The sequence below is a fragment of the Paraburkholderia sp. RL17-380-BIE-A genome (assembly GCF_046028085.1).
Classification (GTDB): Bacteria; Pseudomonadota; Gammaproteobacteria; order Burkholderiales; family Burkholderiaceae; genus Paraburkholderia.
Window position 1 is genome coordinate 201,421 of record NZ_JARESQ010000009.1, and the last position, 17,929, is coordinate 219,349.

Here is a 17,929-nt window from a genome sequence, read left to right on the forward strand (position 1 = left end):
GATCCTGAGCGGAGCATTCGACATGTATTCATTCGAGTATCAACGCGCGACGGATCCCAAAGCGGCCGCCGCCCTCCTCACCGCCGACAGCGACGCGAAGTTTCTCGCCGGCGGCCAAAGCCTGCTGCCCACCATGCGTCTGCGTCTCGCGCAGCCGTCACAATTGATCGACGTGACACGCATTCCCGCGCTCAAGTCGATCACCGTCGACGGAAAGACGGTGACGATCGGCGCCGCCGTATGCCATGCGGACGTCGCGGATCACGCGGAACTGCGGCGCGTATCGCCGGCGCTCGCGGATCTCGCGGCGCATATCGGCGATCGCCAGGTGCGCGCGCTCGGCACGATAGGCGGCTCGCTCGCCAACAACGACCCGGCCGCCTGTTATCCGGCCGCTGCCATGGCGTTGGACGCGACGATTGTGACGGACCGGCGGCGCATTGCGTCGAGCGATTTCTTCGTCGGCATGTATGAGACGGCGTTGGCGCCCGACGAGCTGATCGTCGCCGTGGAGTTTCCAGTGCCGGAGCGCGCGGCGTACGAGAAATTCCGCAATCCCGCTTCGCACTTCGCGTTGGTCGGCGTATTCGTCGCGAAGTTTGCGAGCGGTGTGCGCGTCGCGGTGACGGGCGCGGCGTCTTCGGTGTTTCGTGTGCCTGAACTGGAAAGCGCGCTGTCGGCGAACTTCACGCCCGAGGCTGCCCGCGCGGTGACTGTGTCGGCCGCCGACCTGAACACCGACATGCACGCGAGCGCCGAATACCGCGCGCATCTGATTCCGGTGCTGGCCGCGCGCGCGGTGACGAAAGCGAACGCTTAGCTGTTCTTCGCTGCTCGCGGCTGACGTGCCTGCGCTCGCACGGGCACGTCAGCCGCATTCGCTCAGGTGCGCCGACGGCGCGTCGCGTCGCTTCGTTACTTCGCTTGATCGGCTTCGCTTCGGCGGCTTCGCTTCGTTGGCTTCGCTTCATCGGCCACGTTTCTCCAGCCACCCTTCCTTGCGCAGATTCAGGAACTCCATGCAGCCCGCTTCAATCGACGACACCCTCGCCCAACTCGCCGCCCAGAGCTATTTCGCCAGCCGCGAGCTGGCGACCGCGCTATATCTCGCGCTGCGCATGGAACGGCCGTTGTTCGTCGAAGGCGAGCCGGGCGTCGGCAAGACCGAACTCGCCAAGGCAGCGGCGGGCATGCTCGGCACCTCGATGTTGCGGCTGCAATGTTATGAAGGTCTCGACACGGCGAGCGCGCTCTACGAATGGGACTATCCGCGGCAGATCATGGCGCTGCGTCTTGCCGAAGCCGCCGGCGAGCGTCCCGACAACGACACGCTGTATCGGGGCGAATTCCTGCTGAAACGCCCTCTGCTGCAAGCGCTGATGCCCGATGAAAATCATCCAGGCGCACGGCGTGTATTGCTGATCGACGAGATCGACCGCGCCGACGAACCGTTCGAAGCCTTTCTGCTGGAATTGCTTTCGGACTTCCAGGTATCGATTCCCGAATACGGCACGGTCCGCGCGGAGCAGCCGCCGCTCGTCGTGATGACCTCGAACCGCACGCGCGAAGTGCACGACGCGTTGAAGCGCCGTTGCCTGTATCAATGGATCGGCTATCCGGAGCGCGATCGTGAACTGGAGATCGTCGCCGCTCGCGCGCCGCAGACCTCGGCGGAATTGCAGCGGCGGGCGGTCGATTTCGTTCATCAGCTGCGCGGCATGGATCTGTTCAAGGCGCCCGGCATTGCCGAAACGATCGACTGGTGCCGCGCGCTGGAGGCGCTATCGGTCACCGAGCTCGATCCGCAATCCGTTCACAACACGCTTGGCGTGCTGCTCAAGTATCAGGACGATCTGGCGCGCGTCGATGCCGCGCAAATCGCGCAGTGTCTCGCCGCGCCTGGATAGCCAGCATGACGAACTCATTCGACGCAGGTAACAGCGGCGCCTCGGGCCATGGCTCACCGCTCGACGACACACCCACGCTCGCCCGCAACGTGGTGCATTTTGTACGGCTGCTACGCGGTGCCGGCTTGCCGATGTCGCCCGCCCAAGCCGTCGACGCGCTCGCCGCGCTGCACTGGATCGATCTGGGCCGCCGCGACGATGTGCGCGCCGCGCTGGCCGCGTCACTGGTCTCGGCGCCTGACGAACGCGATCTGTTCAACGCCGCGTTCGACCTGTTCTGGCGCGATCCCGATTGGGAAGGCAAGCTGCGCGCGCTGCTACTGCCGAAAGTGCGCGACGGTCTGCCGCCGCCCAAACGCAACAACCGTCTCGCCGACGCGCTGGCCGTGCGCGCGCCGCCGTCACCGCACAGCGAGGCGCCACAGGAAACCGAACAACACGAACTGCGTGCGCACGTCACCTTCAGCGCGGAAGAGCGCCTGCGTCATCGCGATTTCGACACGCTTTCCGCCGACGAATGGCGCACCTTGCGTCATCTGATTCGCGGCCAGCGTCTGCCGCTCGCGACCGAGCCGACGCGCCGCCTGAAAGCCGCTTCGCACGGCACGCATGCGGACTTGCGCGCGAGCGCCCGGCACGCCGTGCGCGCGGGCGGCGACTGGACGGTGTGGAAGTATCGCGCGGTGGTCGAGCGCAAACCGCCGCTCGTGTTGCTGCTCGACATCTCCGGCTCCATGAGCAGCTATTCGCGCGCGGTGCTGTATTTCTGCCATGCGCTCCTGCAGTCGCGCGAACGGCTGCAGGTGTTTCTGTTCGGCACGCGCCTCACCAACGCCACGCGCGCGCTGCGCGAGCGCGATCCCGACGTGGCGATTGCGACGCTCACCGAGCAGGTGGTCGACTGGTCCGGCGGCACGCGGATCGGCGCGGCGCTCGCCGAATTCAACCGCCGCTGGGCACGGCGCGTGCTGACCGGTCGTGCAACGGTGCTGCTCGTCACCGACGGCCTCGATCACGAAGCAATCGATGTGCTCGACACCGAGATGGCCCGCCTGCACCGCTTCGCACACCGTATCGTGTGGCTCAATCCGCTGCTGCGTTTCAGCGGCTTTTCTCCGAAGGCGCGCGGCGTGCAGGCCATCCTGCCGTATGTCGACGCGCATCGTCCGGTTCATAATCTAGACAGTCTGACGGCGTTCGGCCGCGACCTCGCGCAACTCACGCGCGCGCCTCGTCGCAGCGCCGGCGTCGGGGCTGCCGCAGGAGCGACACCATGGAATTGACCGAAACCCATACGCTTCCCGTTTCGCAGCAACGCGCATGGGAAGCGCTGAACGACACGGAGATTCTGCGCGGCTGCATTCCCGGCTGCGAGAGCATCGATCCGGACGGTGAGAACGCCTACCTGGTGGCGCTGAGCGCCGCGGTCGGCCCGGTCAAGGCGCGTTTCAAGGGACGCATGCAACTCACCGACATCGAGGCGCCCAATTCGTACAGCATCGTGTTCGAAGGCCAGGGCGGCGCAGCGGGGTTTGCCAAGGGCAACGCGCACGTTTCGCTCCAAGCCGACGGCGAGGCCGTCACGAAGCTCACCTATACGGCGAGCGCACAGGTCGGCGGCAAGCTCGCGCAGATCGGCTCGCGGCTCGTCGACGGCGCCGCGCGTAAAATCGCGGGTGAATTCTTCAAGCGCTTCGGCGCGCGGCTAGGCGCCGACGGCGAAGGCACGGCGGCCCCGGACGGCGATGAAAATGCAGCCGATCAAACGGCGCCGCACAATACAGCATCGAATGAAGCCGCGGACGGCGAGTCCGGCGGCGACGCAACGAAAAGGAAGAAATCATGGACAGCGTGGATCTCGAAGTCCTGAAGTCCAGCGCACGTTGGCTGGAAGAAGGACATCGCGCGCTACTGGTCACGGTGGTGAAGACATGGGGCTCGTCGCCGCGTCCCGAGGGCGCGATGCTTGCAGTGCGCGACGATGGGCTCGTGGTGGGCTCGGTGTCGGGCGGTTGCATCGAAGACGATCTGATCGACCGCGTGCGGCAACGCGGTATCGAGCAGGTGCTACCCGAAGCGGTCAAGTACGGCATCACCGCGGAGGAGGCGCACCGCTTCGGCCTGCCGTGCGGCGGCACGATCCAGTTGGTGCTCGAACCGTTAACGGCGCAAAGCGGCATTGCCGAACTGTGCAGCGCCGTGGAGAACGGCCGCCTCGTCGCCCGCGAAGTGACCATGGCGAGCGGCGCGGTGCGGCTGGAAAACGCGCAGGCAACGGACGGCGTGCATTTCGACGGCGAACGTCTGCTGACGATTCACGGCCCGCGTTACCGCATGCTGGTGATCGGGGCGGGGCAGTTGTCGCGCTATCTGTGCCATATCGCAGTCGGGCTCGATTATCAGGTCACCGTGTGCGACCCGCGTGAGGAATACACCGAGGAGTGGAACATCCCCGGCACGAAGATCGTGCGGACCATGCCCGACGATACGGTGATCGAGATGAAGCTCGACGAGCGCTGCGCGGTGATCGCGCTGACGCACGACCCGAAGCTCGACGATCTTGCGCTGATGGAAGCGTTGAAGACGCCGGCGTTTTACGTCGGCGCACTGGGTTCGCGCAGGAACAACCAGGCGCGGCGCGAACGCCTCAAGGAGTTCGATCTGAACGATACCGAGTTGGCCCGCTTGCATGGACCGGTGGGGATTTATATCGGCAGCAGAACGCCGCCTGAGATCGCGGTTTCGATTCTTGCCGAGGTGACGGCGGCCAAGAACGGTGTTTCTCTGCCCACCTTGCTCCAGGTCGAAGGCGCCAAGGCTGCGCGGGAGATTGCGGCTTCCGGCGGAACGGCGTGTAGCGTTTAACGGGAATCCTGTCTGCGCGCGGCGCTGCTTCCAGCCGCCGCTGCGCGCCGCCGCGCGGCGCAACAACCCGCTTACATCAAGCCGCAGACCACTGCGGCGATCACCGACCCGCCCACCAGCACGACGCCCACCACGCGGCGCTTGTTCAACTCGGTCCACAGCAGGACACCGGTCAGCGAAAGCAGAATCATGCTGCCGGCAATCGTGTCGATCAGCAGCACCCAGCCGACGCTCAGCCCCACGCCTTTGTGCAGGTTGTTCATCGTCGAGAGAAACGAGTTGTGCGTGCGTTTCACCGCGACGAAGCCGTTGCCCACCCAGTATTCGGCCTGCACGCTCTGTGCAGGTCCCATGATGCCGACTTGCCAGAACTCCGGCTGCATCGTGCTGCGATCGCCCCACGCCACCGGATGCGCCGGCTCGCGCCTGGTTCTGCCCGGCTTGCCGTCGATCTTCAGTTCGGCTTTGAGCCACTTCGCCATCTCCATCGGCGAACGCAGCGGTTCGTGCGGCACGGGAATCTGCATTTCTTCCACCTGCGGCTCACCCGACGACACCTTCAACGGGCCACCGCGGTGGTTCAGGAGGAACCCGGTCGCACCGAACAGCAGACCCAGCACCGCGCCCCACAGACCGACCCAGCCATGCACCTTGCGCAGCCACTTGATGAAATTCGCGCGGCGCGAACGCTGGCGCCGCGCGGCCTGCTCGGCGTCGTCCATCAGATGATGGCCGCGTTGCGGCGTGTGAGCGGTGTATTGCGTGCCGTGACCAGCGGCGGGTTGCATATCGATTGATTCAGGCGCGTTCAAATCCAGGCTCCAGGCGCAGCAAGATGATCCGTCGCGGGCACGCGGCGACAAAGCGCCCGCTCACCGGCAGCGGTCAAAGAGGTGTCGAAAAGGAAGGACCGGACAACCCGGCTTGCGGGCCAAGGCTCCGGCCGAGAGGCTGGCTGGCAGTCACAGAGGAGAAATGTGACAGGAAGCTGGCGACGCCTTTTAATTGAGAATGGATATCATTACACAAACAGGGTATTTGCTCAATCCCGACGCGCGACATCCGCTTGACATTGGCGCGGCGCAAACCGACTCTAGCTGGCGATCCCGTCAACGCCACGTTCGGATACCTGCCTGCCATGCGCCTCTCTTCTCTTGTCTTTCTTGTCTTTGTCGGCTGGCTCGTCGGCATCCCCGGCGCGAGCGCGAGCGTCCAGGCGAGGCTGGACGATCCCTATACCAACGAAGGCGAGACGCAGACCTTCACCGTGAACGCCGACGGCTCCTACTCGAAGCTCGATTCGATGACGCTGCACGTGAATACCGAAGCGGGCGTCGCGCGGGTGGCGCAGCAATATGTCTGGTTCAACCGCAACATGGCGGACGTACAGATACTCGAGGCCTACACGACCACCGCCGACGGCGTACGTCACGACGTGCAGCCTGAGCAGATCCGCGACGTGCAAGAAGCCCGCTCGTTCGACGCGCCGATGTTTCAGGACATCCAGGAAAAAGTGATCGTGTTTCCCGCGGTGGAGCCAGGCGCGCGCGTGCATCTCACCTATCGCAAGACGCAGAAGCAGCCGATCGTGCCCGGCGAATTCAGCGACTTCACGCCGCCCGATCTCGCGCCAACTCTCAACTTCCGCCTGATCTACGATCTCCCGGCCGGCAAGCCGCTTTACGCGGACGCGCGCGGCTTCACCGTTGTACAACCCGTGACGCGCGACGGCCGCACGCGTTACGAATACCGCTACGACAAGGCCCATTTCAGCCGGCTGGAACGCGGTTCGGTTGCCTACGTGTCGTATGGCGACCGGCTGATGGTCTCGACCTTCCCGGACTATGCCGCGTTCGCCGCAACCTACCGCGAATCGGCGACGGACGCGGGCGCGCGAGACGCCGCCGTCGTGCGTCTCGCGCAGCAGCTCACCGCGCACGACCGCGCGCCGCGCGACAAGGCCAAGACGCTGTATGACTGGGTACGCCGCAATGTGCGCTACGTGGCGATCAACGTCGGGCGCGGCGCGGTGGTGCCGCACAGCGCGAGCGCGGTGCTCGCGAACCGCTACGGCGATTGCAAGGATCACGTGGCGCTCTACGGCGCGCTGCTCGACGCGGCCGGCGTGCGCAACGAACCGGCCTTGATCAGCAGCGGCACGATCTACACGCTGCCAAGCGTGCCGGGCTATGGCGTCATCAATCACGTCATCACGTGGCTGCCGGATTTGCAGCAATACGCGGACTCGACCGCGTCGAATGTCGAGTTCGGTTTCCTGCCGTCGTCCGATATGAACCGGCCGACCGTGCTCGTCGGCGAGGGCGTGCTCTCGCGCACGCCCGCCACCGCGACCATGACGCGCAGCACCGATCTATCGATCAAGGTCGAACCGGATGGCTCGGCGAGCTTCACCTATCGGCTGGAAGCGGCCGGCGCTTCCACCGAACAGACGCGCGCCATGTTGCGCACGCAGACGCCCGCGCAACGCGAGGAGTCGATCCAGGCCGAATTGCGCGGCGCCAATCTGCGCGGCGCCGCCACGCTCACCACGAACGACCTCACCGTCGCCGACGGCCCGCTCATCATCACGATGAAAGGCACGCTGGAAAATCTCGTGGTGCCTGGCGCGGCGGCATCGATTCCGGCGCTGACGAGTCTCGCAGGCGGCTTCGCGGCGGATACGCGTTACTGGCTCGGCGAGCGCCAGCGCACGCAGCCGTTCGTTTGCCATAACCTGGCGTTGCATGAACGCGCGCGCATCGAGTTACCCGCCAATTTTCGCGTGCTCGACATGCCGGAAGCGAAACGCACCGAGGGCCGCTTTGTCGATTTCCAGTCGCAGTACACGTTCGATCAGTCCAGCAACGTCATCACGATGACGCGCGACGGCGCCACGCATTTCGATAGCGACGTCTGCACGCCCGACGACTTCGCGCAGATGCGCCCCGCGATCGAAGCAATCGGGCGCGACGTGCGGGCGGAAGTGATTGTCAGATCGACGCTGGTGGAGTCGTCGAGCGTTGCGTCGCAGGCGCCCTGAGCGCCCGCGACAGCTAGCGCATGCCATGAAGCGGCGCTGCGTTCAAACGGGCCAGAGCGGCCCTTCCTGCATCGCGCCGAGTTGCTCGCGCAACTCGAGGATGCGCTCTTCCCAGTAACGCTGCGTGTTGAACCACGGAAACGCCGCGGGGAATGCCGGGTCGTCCCAGCGTCGCGCGAGCCAGGCCTGATAGTGAATCAGCCGCAGCGTGCGCAACGCTTCGACCAGATAGAGTTCGCGCGGCTCGAAGTCACAGAAGTCTTCATAGCCGGCGAGCAGATCCGCCAGCGCGCGCGACGCTTCGGCGCGCTCACCCGGCAGCAACAGCCACAAATCCTGCACCGCCGGTCCCATGCGACTGTCGTCGAAGTCGACGAAATGCGGCCCCGCGTCGGTCCACAGCACATTGCTCGGATGGCAGTCGCCATGCATTCGCAACATGCGGATGTCGCCCGCTCGTTCGAACGCACGCTCGACAGCTTCGAGCGCGAGATTCACCACGGTTTCCCACGCAGTGCGCACGTCGTCCGGCACGAAACGGTGGGCGAGCAGGAAGTCGCGCGGCTCGTAGCCGAACGTGTTGATATCGAGCGTAGGTCGCTCGACATAGTTCTGCGTCTGGCCGACCGCATGAATGCGGCCGATGAACCGCCCGAGCCATTCGAGCGTGTCGGGCCGGTCGAGATCCGGTGCGCGGCCGCCGCGACGCTCGAAGATGGAGAAGCGGAAACCGTCGAAGGTATGCAGTGTGCGGCCCTCAAAAGCGCGCGCGGGCACGGCCGGAATCTCGCGCGCGGCAAGATCGGCAACGAAGGCATGTTCTTCGAGAATGGCGGCGTCGCTCCAGCGCTCGGGGCGGTAGAACTTCGCGACCACGGGCGGGCCGTCTTCCACGCCCACCTGGTACACGCGGTTCTCGTAGCTGTTGAGCGGCAGCATGCGACCGTCGGTTCGCACGCCGACCGTGCTGAGCACGCTGTCGAGCGCGTCGAGCACGATTTCCGGCTTGAGCCGGGCGAAAGGTACAGCGCTGCTAGCGCTGTCCTGTGGATCGAGGATGTCGTCGTTCATGCCCGCATTGTGCGCCGCGCCGCCGTCAAAGACGAGGGCGACAGCACACAACGCGGAACAGCTCGCGGCTTACAACTTGCACACGGCCTGCACTCAAACTGCCTTCAATGCATCTGCGCGCTCGACGGTCGCACCAGCTCGCCCGTATCGATCAGGTCTTCAAGGAAAAAGGGTTCAGTGTTCAGTTGCAGCGAAGCGCCGGGCTCGCCGGCATACCACGCCACCATGGCCATGTCGCCGAGAATGCGCATGACGATCCCGCGCGCGCCTTGCGGCACGGCGATATGCACCGATCGGACAATGGAACCGATTTGCATGATGTTTCCCCGTTTCTCCCATAGCCGGCTTTATGGTTTCCATGCCGGTCAAGGTGATGATAAAAGCGTCGCTCCGCCGATAACGTTGCGTACGCACCCAATCTGCTGCGCGAGATACGCGTGAGAGGTTCGAGTCATTGTTCCCGTTTTGCGGGGCCGGGGAGAGCGCGAACTTGAAGGTCTTTACCCGTCATTTCGCCCTATTCCCATTACGGCGCGACCGACCGATGATTCGGAGCGTAACGCGTCGCAACGAGACCATCATAAACCCTGCTGGGGTGAGATATCAAAATCGTGCACCAACTGGACCATTTGTTCGATCGGCCCGCCGAGCCAGCCGGCTCGGGTCATTGCGGCACACGTCACGGCCGCCACGCGCCGCTGCCATATGGCGGCAAGTAGCGGCCGATCATGGTCGATAGGTATTCGTGCGCGCTTCGGTGCAAGGCGTGCTGCGCGAGGCGCTCATTGCGGCATGCCTGACAGGTCTGATGATTCTGCTGTCTCTCGGCAGTTGGCGCGCCACGTTGATCATCGCCGTGTCGATTCCGCTGTCGATGATCACGTCGATCATCGACAGCATCGGCTTGCCGGTTTCAGGCATCAAGACCGCACGCGTGCGCAGCAAGCCGGCTTCTCGCAACGGGAAGTCGCGAGCAATCTGCTGATCACGTTGTCCGGCAGCCAGCAAAGCACCCCGACGTTCTGGCTCAATCCGCGCAACGGCGGGAGCTATAACGTGATCATCGAAGCGCCGCAATACACGATCGATTCACTGCAATCGCTCGCGAACATTCCACTGACCGCGAACGGACGCAGCAATGGTCTCGGTTCGCTTGCCACCATGAAGCGCGAAGCGGGCAACGCGACGCTCACGCGCTACAACGCGCAGACCACCATCGATATTTTCGGCACCGCCGACGGCCGCGATCTCGGCGGCGTGTCCAACGACATCAGCAAGATCATCGACGACGTCAAGGCCAATCTGCAGAAGAGCTCGACCATCGAAGTGCGTGGTCAGGTGCAGACCGTGTATCGGCATCACGACCGCCAACTCGATTCTCGTCATCAGCTTCGCGCGCGAGCAGTTGCTCGAACACGGCGACGCGACGCGCACGGATTTTTCAGCGTATCCTTAACTCTTTTGTGTCAGCTGCATGCCTGAGGAGATTGTTTCGTGACTCCGCTTCCGGACTCTCCCCACACCTCTGCTTCGGCGGCTTCCGCTTCGTCCATTTCCTCAACCGCTTCCGCTTTGTCCGACATCCCCTACCTCGAACGCGGCACGCGCGCGTACTGGCGCGCCAGCATCGCGCTGCTGTTCGCCGGCTACGCGACCTTCTCGCTCCTTTACTGCGTGCAGCCCCTGCTGCCGTCGTTTTCGACGGCGTTCAACGTGACGCCGGCACAGAGCAGCCTGTCGCTTTCGCTGACCACTGCAGCGCTGGCGGTCGCCGTGTTCGCGGCCGGCTTCATTTCGGAAGGCTGGAGTCGTCACAAGCTGATGACGCTGTCGCTCACCCTTTCCGCGCTCGCGACTATCGGCGTGTCGATCGCGCCGCATTGGCATCAATTGCTCGTGCTGCGCACGCTCGAAGGTCTCGCGCTCGGCGGTGTGCCCGCCGTCGCGATGGCCTATCTCGCGGAAGAAGTGCACCCCGACGGTCTCGGCCTCGCGATGGGCCTCTACGTCGGCGGCACGGCGATTGGCGGGATGGCCGGGCGTGTGATTACCGGCGTCGTCGCGGATCTGTTTTCGTGGCGCGTCGCGATCGGCACGATCGGCGTACTCGGCCTTCTGTCGATGCTCGCGTTTCGCGCGCTGTTGCCGCCGTCGCGTCATTTCGTGCCGCGGCGCGGACTCGGCTTCACGCATCACCGAACCGCTCTCTTCAAGCAATTCGGGCGACCCGGCTTGCCTTTGCTGTTCCTGCTCGGCTTCGTGCTGATGGGCAGCTTCGTCACGCTCTACAACTACCTTGGTTACCGCTTGCTGGCGCCGCCCTACCGGCTGGATCAGACGGAGATCGGCGCGATCTTCATCGTGTATCTGACGGGCGTGGTCGCCTCGCCGTGGTCGGGTCGCATGGCCGACGCCTTCGGCCGCGCGCGCGTGCTCACCGGCAGCTTGCTGTTGATGGCGCTCGGTGTCGCGCTCACCATGCTGCATCCGCTGACGGCGATTGCGGCCGGCATCGCGTGTGTGACGTTCGGCTTTTTCGCCGGACACTCGGTGGCGAGCGGGTGGGTCGGACGTCTTGCCAAAGAGGCCAAAGGCCAGGCCGCCGCGCTGTATCTGCTCGCGTACTACATCGGTTCGAGCGTGGTCGGCTCGTATGGCGGCCACGTGTGGGCAAATTACGGATGGAACGGCGTCGTCGGATTGGTCGGCGCTCTGCTCGTCATCGGCCTCGTTGCAGCGGCACGTTTGCGCGCACACGAACAAGCTCGCGCATGACCGCTTGGTGACCCGACTCGCATTGAAAGACGCCGAAAAGTAAGGCCGTCGTAAGCAAACACTTCATTTTTTCAGCGTATTTGCTGCGACGCGGCAATCGTCGCAGCCTAAGCGGCACAGGGTTCAGCGGCTTGCGAATAGCCGCTGCAGCGCCGCAAAGCGTCGCTACGGCGACCTAACTGTCTCCTATACTCAAATCGAGCGTGGGCGGTGCATGACTCCATAAATCGAGCCGCCGTCTTCGCCGGTAATTATAAGGAGACGAGAATGACGACCTACTTCACGATCGGCGATTTCATCCTGGTCATTCCGATGGCGTTGGCCGGGGCTTTGTTTGTCGGTGCGCTTCCCTGCAAGACGGAATTCCGGCACAACGCGCTGCGCGTGCTTGGCGCGCTGCTCGGCGTGGTGTTCGCGGTCGTGCTGGTCGAAGGTTTGCCGGCGCTCGTCTAGATGAAGAAAGCCGCCCGTGGGCGGCTTGACTGTTTCTATGGCGTGAACGACAAAGGCGCGGGGATCAGATCGCCTGATCCGTGGACGGCTTTTCCCACAAGTTGATGCCACCCTCGGTCGCGTAGCGGTCGATCTCAGCGAGCTCGTCCTTTGAGAACGCGAGGTTCTTCAATGCGCCTACGTTCTCACGCACCTGCTCCGCGCGGCTCGCGCCGATCAGCACGGAAGTCACGCGCGGATCGCGCAATGCCCACGCGAGCGCCATCTGAGCGAGGCTCTGACCGCGACGTTGCGCGATGTCGTTGAGCTTGCGCACGTGCTCGATGTTCTGCGCGCTCAAATGCTCCTGCTTCAATGAGCCGCCGCCCGGCTTGTTGACGCGCGCGTCTTCCGGCACGCCGTTCAGGTATTTACCGGTGAGCAGACCCTGAGCCAACGGCGTGAACGCGATCGAGCCCGCGCCGACCTTCTCCAGCGTATCCAGCAGCTCGTGTTCGATCCAGCGGTTGAGCATGTTGTACGCGGGCTGATGAATCAGCAGCGGCACCTTGTATTCGGCGAGCAGCTTCGTCATTTCAAGCGTCTTGCTTGCCGAGTACGACGAGATACCGATGTACAGCGCCTTGCCCTGCTGCACGGCGCTCGCCAACGCACCCGCGGTTTCTTCGAGCGGCGTATCGGCATCGAAACGATGCGAGTAGAAAATATCGACGTAATCGAGGCCCATGCGTTGCAGGCTCTGATCCAGACTCGCGAGCACGTATTTGCGCGAACCGCCGCCTTGCCCATACGGACCCGGCCACATGTCCCAACCGGCCTTCGACGAGATCAGCAGTTCATCGCGATACGGCTTGAAGTCGTCCTTGAAGAGGCGGCCGAAATTGGTCTCGGCGCTACCGTACGGCGGCCCGTAGTTGTTGGCGAGGTCAAAGTGCGTGATACCCAGGTCGAAAGCCGTGCGCAGGATGTCGCGCTGCGTGGAGATCGGCGTAGTGTCGCCGAAGTTGTGCCACAAACCGAGCGACAGCGCCGGCAGTTTGAGACCCGACTTGCCGCAGACGCGGTACTGCATGTCCGAATAGCGTTCTGAAGCTGCTTCGTAAGCCATTGCTAGTGTCCTTGATGTTGAAGGCGCCCGACCAGTGCGGGCATGGGCAATTGCATGCTGCGGGAGGCGTGCCGCTCTGTTTTTGTAAGTGGGGATGCGGCCAGACCGCTATGGTAGCGAATCGAAGTGAAGCATGCAGACGCCCAGTATGCGGGATGGACGATTGCTTGCGGCTCCCCTACACTTTGCCCGATTCAGGCTCATGGGAGAGGTAGATGACAAAGGCGATTTCCATCGCGTTGATTGTCGGCGGTATCGTGCTGCTGTATTTCGGCGGGCAGGCGTTCAATTCGGTGAGCAGCGACGTCTCGCGCGTCTTTACCGGTTCGCCGAGCAACAAGGCGATCATGCTGATCGTGGGCGGCGTTATCGCCACGATCGCCGGATTGACCGGCATGGCTTTGTCGGGCCGCAAGCGATAACCGCCTGCGCGGCCACGCGGCGCTTCGGGTTTCGCGAACGAAAACCCAAGGCGCCGTCAGGAACCCAAAAAACTAGAACGCTACCTCGGGCTTCGCTGCCGAACGGGTTCCCGGCAACGGTACATTGCTCGCACCGTGATAGGTGTACACCAGCGAGAACTTCACCTGATCGGTGATGTTCTTGCCGGCCGAATGAAGCGTATTGCAGTGGAAGAACACCACGTCGCCGGCTTTGAGTTCAGGTGAGACCGCAGTGCGAATCCATTCCTGATTCTCTTCCAGATCGGAGCGGAAGAATTTGGCCTGATCGAACCGGTCGGATGTGAATGCGGCGCTGTGCGACTTCGGCACCATCCACAGCGCGCCGTTATCCACCGTCTCCGAACCGACCGCGAGCCACACCGAAACCAGATCGTCTCGCTCGAACGACCAATACCGCACGTCGCGATGCCAGCCGGTCAAACTGCCGTATGCAGGATGCTTGGTCATCATGCAGTTATGGTGCGCGCGCGACAGGCGCGGCTCTTCGCCGAAATACAATTCCATCCAGCCGCGAATTTCCGGCGCGGTCGCCCACTGCGCAAAGCTTGGATCGCGTCCGTACGCATCCAGCAGCCGCCGCACCGTATGGCCGCCAGGTGCCTGCTTGGACGTGGGCGCGCCGGGATACTGCAGATCCGCTTCGAACTCGATCGGTGCAGCCGCTTCCTCCAACTGGCGCTGCGCGATCTGTTTCAGTTCTTCGCAGCGCTCGGGCGACACCAATCCGGGCACCACGACAAAACCCTGCTCCCGCAACGTTTGAATCTGCTCTTTCTTGGAATGGAATGACATGGTGTTCCGTTACTGTCGACTAGCTGATGCTCGATTGTAAAACGGGCGCGATCGCGCAGTGTGCTGTTTCACGATCCGGAAGCGGCAGTCTTACGCACTACTTTCATGCGGGTGCGCAACGGCGCGGCACATTGAATGGGCAAGCACGCACGATAATCGCCCTCAAAGGGCGCGACCGGCACCGCGGCAAATCGGGATTTGCTCCGTAAAAACCCCTATTCGCAGGGTAAAAACCGACTTTCTGACGTCATGAATCGCGTGTAACCTGCGCTGCATGTTGATCGTCATTCCCGCACTATTGCGCCGCGTCGAGGCCGCCAAGGCCGACTCCGCTGTATTCCGTGCACTTTTCCGTCGAATTTCAGGCTTTCGCGCCGTTCATTGCGACGCCGCCATTGGCACATTTGGTGCTCCTCATGGCGCACATCCCGTCGCGCGACACGTTGCCTACCAGTGAAGCCATGCATACTCTCCTGAGCACCCGTCTTACCCGCGCCGCACTCACAGCGGCACGTCCGGCGCGTCGCCATGTCGTGCGCGCGCTGCGTCACCATGCCACGCGCACTCGCGCGCTAGGCGAACAATGGCGCGATGCCAAAGCCGTCGACGGCATTCGCACCTGGTTCAATACGTTCTTCTCCGCGCTGCGCCTGCAAGGCAGCTCGCGCCGCTTCTCGCTGCGTACGCTGCTGCGCAAACCGACGCCGCTGCGCCTCGCCGCGCCGCGCGCAGCGGTCGCCGTGCCGCAGAACACGAGCCGCCGTCCGCGGCGCATGTCGACGAACGGCAGCACCGCCTGGTTCGCGTTCGCGTTTGCGAGCCGTTGAGGCGATTCAGAACGCTTTGCTGAACCGGCGGGACTCATGCGCCGCATTGACGACACGAAGGCTTCGTCGCCGGTGAAGCCTTCGGCCGATCGCGTGGCAACGCGGTTTATCGATTGGCAGAGACGATAAAAAACCCCGCAGGCTCGCGCCGGCGGGGTTTTTTGCTGATACGGACGGCTCGCGCTTATTCGGCCAGCGCGGCAACCGGCTCCGTGCCGGCGGCTTCGGCAAGCGCCAGAGCCTTGTCCGTGGATTCCCACGTGAATTCCGGCTCTTCGCGGCCGAAGTGACCGTAGGCCGCGCTCTTCTCGTAGATCGGGCGCAGCAGATCGAGCATCTGAATGATGCCCTTCGGACGCAGGTCGAAATGCTCCTGCACGAGACGCGTGATGGTCGCATCCGACACGCGACCGGTGCCGAACGTGTTGACCATCACCGAAGTCGGCTGGGCAACGCCAATCGCGTACGAAACCTGAATCAGGCAGCGCGAAGCGAGACCCGCGGCCACGATATTCTTCGCGACATAACGGCCGGCGTAGGCCGCCGAACGGTCAACCTTCGACGGGTCCTTGCCCGAGAACGCGCCACCGCCGTGCGGTGCAGCACCGCCGTACGTATCGACGATGATCTTGCGGCCGGTCAAACCGCAATCGCCTTGCGGACCGCCGATCACGAAACGGCCGGTCGGGTTCACGAGGAACTTGATGTCGCCCTTGATCAGCTCGGCCGGCAGCGTCGGCTTGATGACTTCTTCGATCACCGCTTCGCGCAGCGTGTCCAGATCGATGTCCGGCGAATGCTGCGTGGATAGCACCACGGTGTCGATGGAATGCGGCTTGCCATCGACATAACGCACGGTGACTTGCGACTTCGCGTCCGGACGCAGCCACGGCAGACGGCCGTCACGGCGCAGATTTGCCTGACGCTCCACCAGACGGTGCGACAGGTGAATCGGCAGCGGCATCAGTTCCGGCGTTTCTTCGCACGCGTAACCGAACATCAGGCCCTGGTCGCCGGCGCCTTGATCGAGGTTATTGTCGTGCGCGCGGTCCACACCTTGCGCGATGTCCGGCGATTGCTTGTCGTAAGCGACGAGCACCGCGCAGCCGCGATAGTCGATACCGTAGTCGGTATTGTCGTAGCCGATACGCTTGATCGTGTTGCGCGCAACCTGAATGTAATCGACGTTCGCCGTGGTGGTGATTTCACCGGCGAGCACGACGAGACCCGTGTTACACAGCGTTTCCGCGGCGACACGCGAGTATTTGTCCTGAGCCAGAATGGCGTCGAGAATGGCGTCCGAAATCTGATCCGCGACCTTGTCGGGATGGCCTTCGGAGACGGATTCGGAAGTGAAGAGATAGTCGTTTGCCACGTTGCAGACTCCTGTTTTGTGGTTACGGTTGAGTTTCACGTAGCCAGCTTCGGGAGCCTTGAAGCGGCGACGCTTTAGCGGATTACCTTACCGACAGGCGCAAATCACATGGTTTGCAGCCACCGGCTTCGCCCCGCAAGTTGTCTATTAACTCGGCGAAGCCCTTATTATAGCGACTTCCTTTGATTGTCACAGAGTGTCTACGAGTGCGGTATTACGTCAATTCTTCCGCTTTCCTGAAGCCCGTCCCGTGCAGCGCCTCTTTTCAGGAGGCGGCATGCTGAGCCGCTATGGCGCCAAACTCGCGATCGGGCTGCTGAAACTGTTTGCACTGTTGCCGTATGGCCTGATCGCGCGTCTCGGCGACGGGCTGGGCTGGTTGCTGTATCAGATCCCGAGCCGTCGCAAGCGCATCGTCCATATCAATCTGAAGCTGTGCTTCCCCGAATGGAGCGACGAACGCCGCGAAGACGTCGCGCAGAAGCATTTCCGCCACGCGATCCGCAGCTACCTGGAGCGCAGCGTGCAATGGTTCGGCTCGGCGAAGAAACTCGAGAAATTGATCCAGCTCGACAGCGCGATCGATCTGACGGACCCGAACCTCCCGCCCACGCTGTTTCTCGGCTTTCACTTCGTCGGCATCGAGGCGGGCTCGATCTTCCTGAACTATTCGCTCAAGCGCCGCTGCGGCTCGCTCTATCAGCCAATGTCGAACCCGGAGCTGGAAGAAGTCGCCAAAGCGGCACGCGCGCGTTTCGGCGCGGACATGGCGAGCCGCGCCGACAGTGCGCGCATCGTGCTGCGCTGGCTGCGCGAGCGCAAACCGGTCATGCTCGGCGCCGACATGGACTACGGCGCGCGCAATTCGACCTTCGTACCGTTTTTCGGCGTGCCGACCTGTACGCTGACCGCGGTGGGGCGTCTCGCCAAGGTCGGCCACGCGCAAGTGGTGCCGTTCATCGGCGAGGTGCTGCCGAACTATAAGGGCTACCGGCTCAAGGTATTCAAACCGTGGGAGAACTACCCGACCGGCGACGACGACGCAGACGCCCGCCGCATGAACGCGTTCCTCGAAGAACAGATTCCGTTGATGCCGGAGCAGTACTACTGGGTGCACAAGCGTTTCAAGACCCGGCCGCCGGGCGATCCGAGCGTGTATTGAACCGCCGCCCACGTGGCCCGCAAAAAAGCGCCCGAATGTGGAAATGACGCGGGGTTCGGCTCACCTGCGGGCGCGTCACTTACAATAGCG

At 63.4% G+C, this 17,929-nt stretch carries 17 protein-coding genes and 2 pseudogenes; 13 read left to right on the forward strand and 6 right to left on the reverse strand.

Annotation, left to right across the window (positions count from 1 at the left end; all coding sequences use genetic code 11):
* Positions 1-22: 22 nt before the first annotated feature.
* The 5 genes from P0D68_RS17455 (at position 23) to P0D68_RS17475 (ending at position 4,772) form a co-directional block, all read left to right on the forward strand.
* Positions 23-820: an FAD binding domain-containing protein gene (locus P0D68_RS17455; protein WP_091797181.1), complete on the forward strand. Its 798-nt coding sequence runs from the start codon at positions 23-25 to the stop codon at positions 818-820.
* A 199-nt stretch (positions 821-1,019) separates the two neighbouring features.
* On the forward strand, positions 1,020-1,907 hold the full coding sequence (locus P0D68_RS17460) for an AAA family ATPase (protein ID WP_091797183.1): 888 nt from the start codon (positions 1,020-1,022) through the stop codon (positions 1,905-1,907).
* Between the two features lie 5 nt (positions 1,908-1,912).
* Positions 1,913-3,190: a vWA domain-containing protein gene (locus P0D68_RS17465; protein ID WP_408298414.1), complete on the forward strand. Its 1,278-nt coding sequence runs from the start codon at positions 1,913-1,915 to the stop codon at positions 3,188-3,190.
* Complete coding sequence (locus P0D68_RS17470; protein ID WP_408298412.1) at positions 3,181-3,777, forward strand: SRPBCC family protein; 597 nt, start codon at positions 3,181-3,183, stop codon at positions 3,775-3,777. Before P0D68_RS17465 ends, P0D68_RS17470 begins: the two co-directional genes overlap by 10 nt.
* On the forward strand, positions 3,750-4,772 hold the full coding sequence (locus P0D68_RS17475) for an XdhC family protein (protein WP_408298410.1): 1,023 nt from the start codon (positions 3,750-3,752) through the stop codon (positions 4,770-4,772). The genes P0D68_RS17470 and P0D68_RS17475 overlap by 28 nt, the downstream gene beginning before the upstream one ends.
* Before the next feature lie 71 nt (positions 4,773-4,843).
* Here the strand turns inward: P0D68_RS17475 and P0D68_RS17480 are convergent, their stop codons facing one another.
* On the reverse strand, positions 4,844-5,584 hold the full coding sequence (locus P0D68_RS17480) for a PepSY-associated TM helix domain-containing protein (RefSeq protein ID WP_408298408.1): 741 nt from the start codon (positions 5,582-5,584) through the stop codon (positions 4,844-4,846).
* Between the two features lie 326 nt (positions 5,585-5,910).
* Here P0D68_RS17480 and P0D68_RS17485 point away from each other — a divergent pair, with 326 nt between their 5' ends.
* A complete protein-coding gene (locus tag P0D68_RS17485; protein WP_408298406.1) occupies positions 5,911-7,812 on the forward strand; it encodes a DUF3857 domain-containing transglutaminase family protein in 1,902 nt (633 codons plus the stop codon).
* Between the two features lie 42 nt (positions 7,813-7,854).
* Here the strand turns inward: P0D68_RS17485 and P0D68_RS17490 are convergent, their stop codons facing one another.
* Entirely contained in the window at positions 7,855-8,883 is a 1,029-nt protein-coding gene (locus P0D68_RS17490; protein ID WP_408298404.1) for a serine/threonine protein kinase, read from the reverse strand.
* 104 nt (positions 8,884-8,987) lie between these two features.
* A complete protein-coding gene (locus P0D68_RS17495; protein WP_007179664.1) occupies positions 8,988-9,200 on the reverse strand; it encodes a hypothetical protein in 213 nt (70 codons plus the stop codon).
* 422 nt (positions 9,201-9,622) lie between these two features.
* On the opposite strand from P0D68_RS17495, the pseudogene P0D68_RS35640 reads away from it, so the two are divergent.
* The 4 genes and pseudogenes from P0D68_RS35640 to P0D68_RS17510 form a co-directional block, all read left to right on the forward strand.
* Positions 9,623-9,775: pseudogene (locus P0D68_RS35640) on the forward strand (efflux RND transporter permease subunit); the annotation flags it as partial.
* Positions 9,776-9,807: 32 nt separating this feature from the next.
* A pseudogene (locus tag P0D68_RS17500) lies at positions 9,808-10,330 on the forward strand (efflux RND transporter permease subunit); the annotation flags it as partial.
* 104 nt (positions 10,331-10,434) lie between these two features.
* A complete protein-coding gene (locus P0D68_RS17505; protein WP_408298606.1) occupies positions 10,435-11,658 on the forward strand; it encodes an MFS transporter in 1,224 nt (407 codons plus the stop codon).
* 267 nt (positions 11,659-11,925) lie between these two features.
* Positions 11,926-12,111 carry a hypothetical protein gene (locus tag P0D68_RS17510; RefSeq protein ID WP_091797197.1) on the forward strand — a complete coding sequence of 62 codons (186 nt, stop codon included), beginning with the start codon at positions 11,926-11,928 and terminating at the stop codon, positions 12,109-12,111.
* Between the two features lie 64 nt (positions 12,112-12,175).
* On the opposite strand, the gene mgrA is transcribed toward P0D68_RS17510, so the two are convergent.
* The gene (gene mgrA / locus P0D68_RS17515; protein WP_091797200.1) at positions 12,176-13,219 is read right to left on the reverse strand and encodes an L-glyceraldehyde 3-phosphate reductase; all 1,044 of its coding nucleotides are present in this window, start codon (positions 13,217-13,219) and stop codon (positions 12,176-12,178) included.
* Positions 13,220-13,434: 215 nt separating this feature from the next.
* On the opposite strand from mgrA, the gene P0D68_RS17520 reads away from it, so the two are divergent.
* Positions 13,435-13,641 (forward strand): DUF3185 family protein, encoded by a 207-nt coding sequence (locus P0D68_RS17520; RefSeq protein ID WP_091797202.1) that lies wholly within the window; start codon positions 13,435-13,437, stop codon positions 13,639-13,641.
* A 72-nt stretch (positions 13,642-13,713) separates the two neighbouring features.
* Here P0D68_RS17520 and P0D68_RS17525 read toward each other — a convergent pair whose 3' ends face one another.
* Positions 13,714-14,475 carry a phytanoyl-CoA dioxygenase family protein gene (locus P0D68_RS17525; protein WP_408298402.1) on the reverse strand — a complete coding sequence of 254 codons (762 nt, stop codon included), beginning with the start codon at positions 14,473-14,475 and terminating at the stop codon, positions 13,714-13,716.
* A 461-nt stretch (positions 14,476-14,936) separates the two neighbouring features.
* On the opposite strand from P0D68_RS17525, the gene P0D68_RS17530 reads away from it, so the two are divergent.
* Entirely contained in the window at positions 14,937-15,302 is a 366-nt protein-coding gene (locus tag P0D68_RS17530; protein ID WP_091800892.1) for a hypothetical protein, read from the forward strand.
* Positions 15,303-15,486: 184 nt separating this feature from the next.
* Here P0D68_RS17530 and metK read toward each other — a convergent pair whose 3' ends face one another.
* Positions 15,487-16,677 (reverse strand): methionine adenosyltransferase, encoded by a 1,191-nt coding sequence (gene metK / locus P0D68_RS17535; protein ID WP_091797206.1) that lies wholly within the window; start codon positions 16,675-16,677, stop codon positions 15,487-15,489.
* A 277-nt stretch (positions 16,678-16,954) separates the two neighbouring features.
* On the opposite strand from metK, the gene P0D68_RS17540 reads away from it, so the two are divergent.
* Positions 16,955-17,839, forward strand: a complete 885-nt coding sequence (locus tag P0D68_RS17540) for a lipid A biosynthesis lauroyl acyltransferase (RefSeq protein WP_091797208.1) — start codon at positions 16,955-16,957, stop codon at positions 17,837-17,839.
* Positions 17,840-17,929 lie beyond the last annotated feature (90 nt).

Bases quoted from the DNA above. Each gene is read 5' to 3' on its own strand.
- mgrA (WP_091797200.1), bottom strand. From the start codon at position 13,219: ATGGCTTACGAAGCAGCTTCAGAACGCTATTCGGACATGCAGTACCGC.
- P0D68_RS17495 (WP_007179664.1), bottom strand. From the start codon at position 9,200: ATGCAAATCGGTTCCATTGTCCGATCGGTGCATATCGCCGTGCCGCAA.
- P0D68_RS17455 (WP_091797181.1), top strand. From the start codon at position 23: ATGTATTCATTCGAGTATCAACGCGCGACGGATCCCAAAGCGGCCGCC.
- P0D68_RS17525 (WP_408298402.1), bottom strand. From the start codon at position 14,475: ATGTCATTCCATTCCAAGAAAGAGCAGATTCAAACGTTGCGGGAGCAG.
- P0D68_RS17490 (WP_408298404.1), bottom strand. From the start codon at position 8,883: ATGAACGACGACATCCTCGATCCACAGGACAGCGCTAGCAGCGCTGTA.
- P0D68_RS17510 (WP_091797197.1), top strand. From the start codon at position 11,926: ATGACGACCTACTTCACGATCGGCGATTTCATCCTGGTCATTCCGATG.
- P0D68_RS17465 (WP_408298414.1), top strand. From the start codon at position 1,913: ATGACGAACTCATTCGACGCAGGTAACAGCGGCGCCTCGGGCCATGGC.
- P0D68_RS17485 (WP_408298406.1), top strand. From the start codon at position 5,911: ATGCGCCTCTCTTCTCTTGTCTTTCTTGTCTTTGTCGGCTGGCTCGTC.
- P0D68_RS17475 (WP_408298410.1), top strand. From the start codon at position 3,750: ATGGACAGCGTGGATCTCGAAGTCCTGAAGTCCAGCGCACGTTGGCTG.
- P0D68_RS17520 (WP_091797202.1), top strand. From the start codon at position 13,435: ATGACAAAGGCGATTTCCATCGCGTTGATTGTCGGCGGTATCGTGCTG.
- P0D68_RS17460 (WP_091797183.1), top strand. From the start codon at position 1,020: ATGCAGCCCGCTTCAATCGACGACACCCTCGCCCAACTCGCCGCCCAG.
- P0D68_RS17540 (WP_091797208.1), top strand. From the start codon at position 16,955: ATGCTGAGCCGCTATGGCGCCAAACTCGCGATCGGGCTGCTGAAACTG.
- P0D68_RS17470 (WP_408298412.1), top strand. From the start codon at position 3,181: ATGGAATTGACCGAAACCCATACGCTTCCCGTTTCGCAGCAACGCGCA.
- P0D68_RS17530 (WP_091800892.1), top strand. From the start codon at position 14,937: ATGCATACTCTCCTGAGCACCCGTCTTACCCGCGCCGCACTCACAGCG.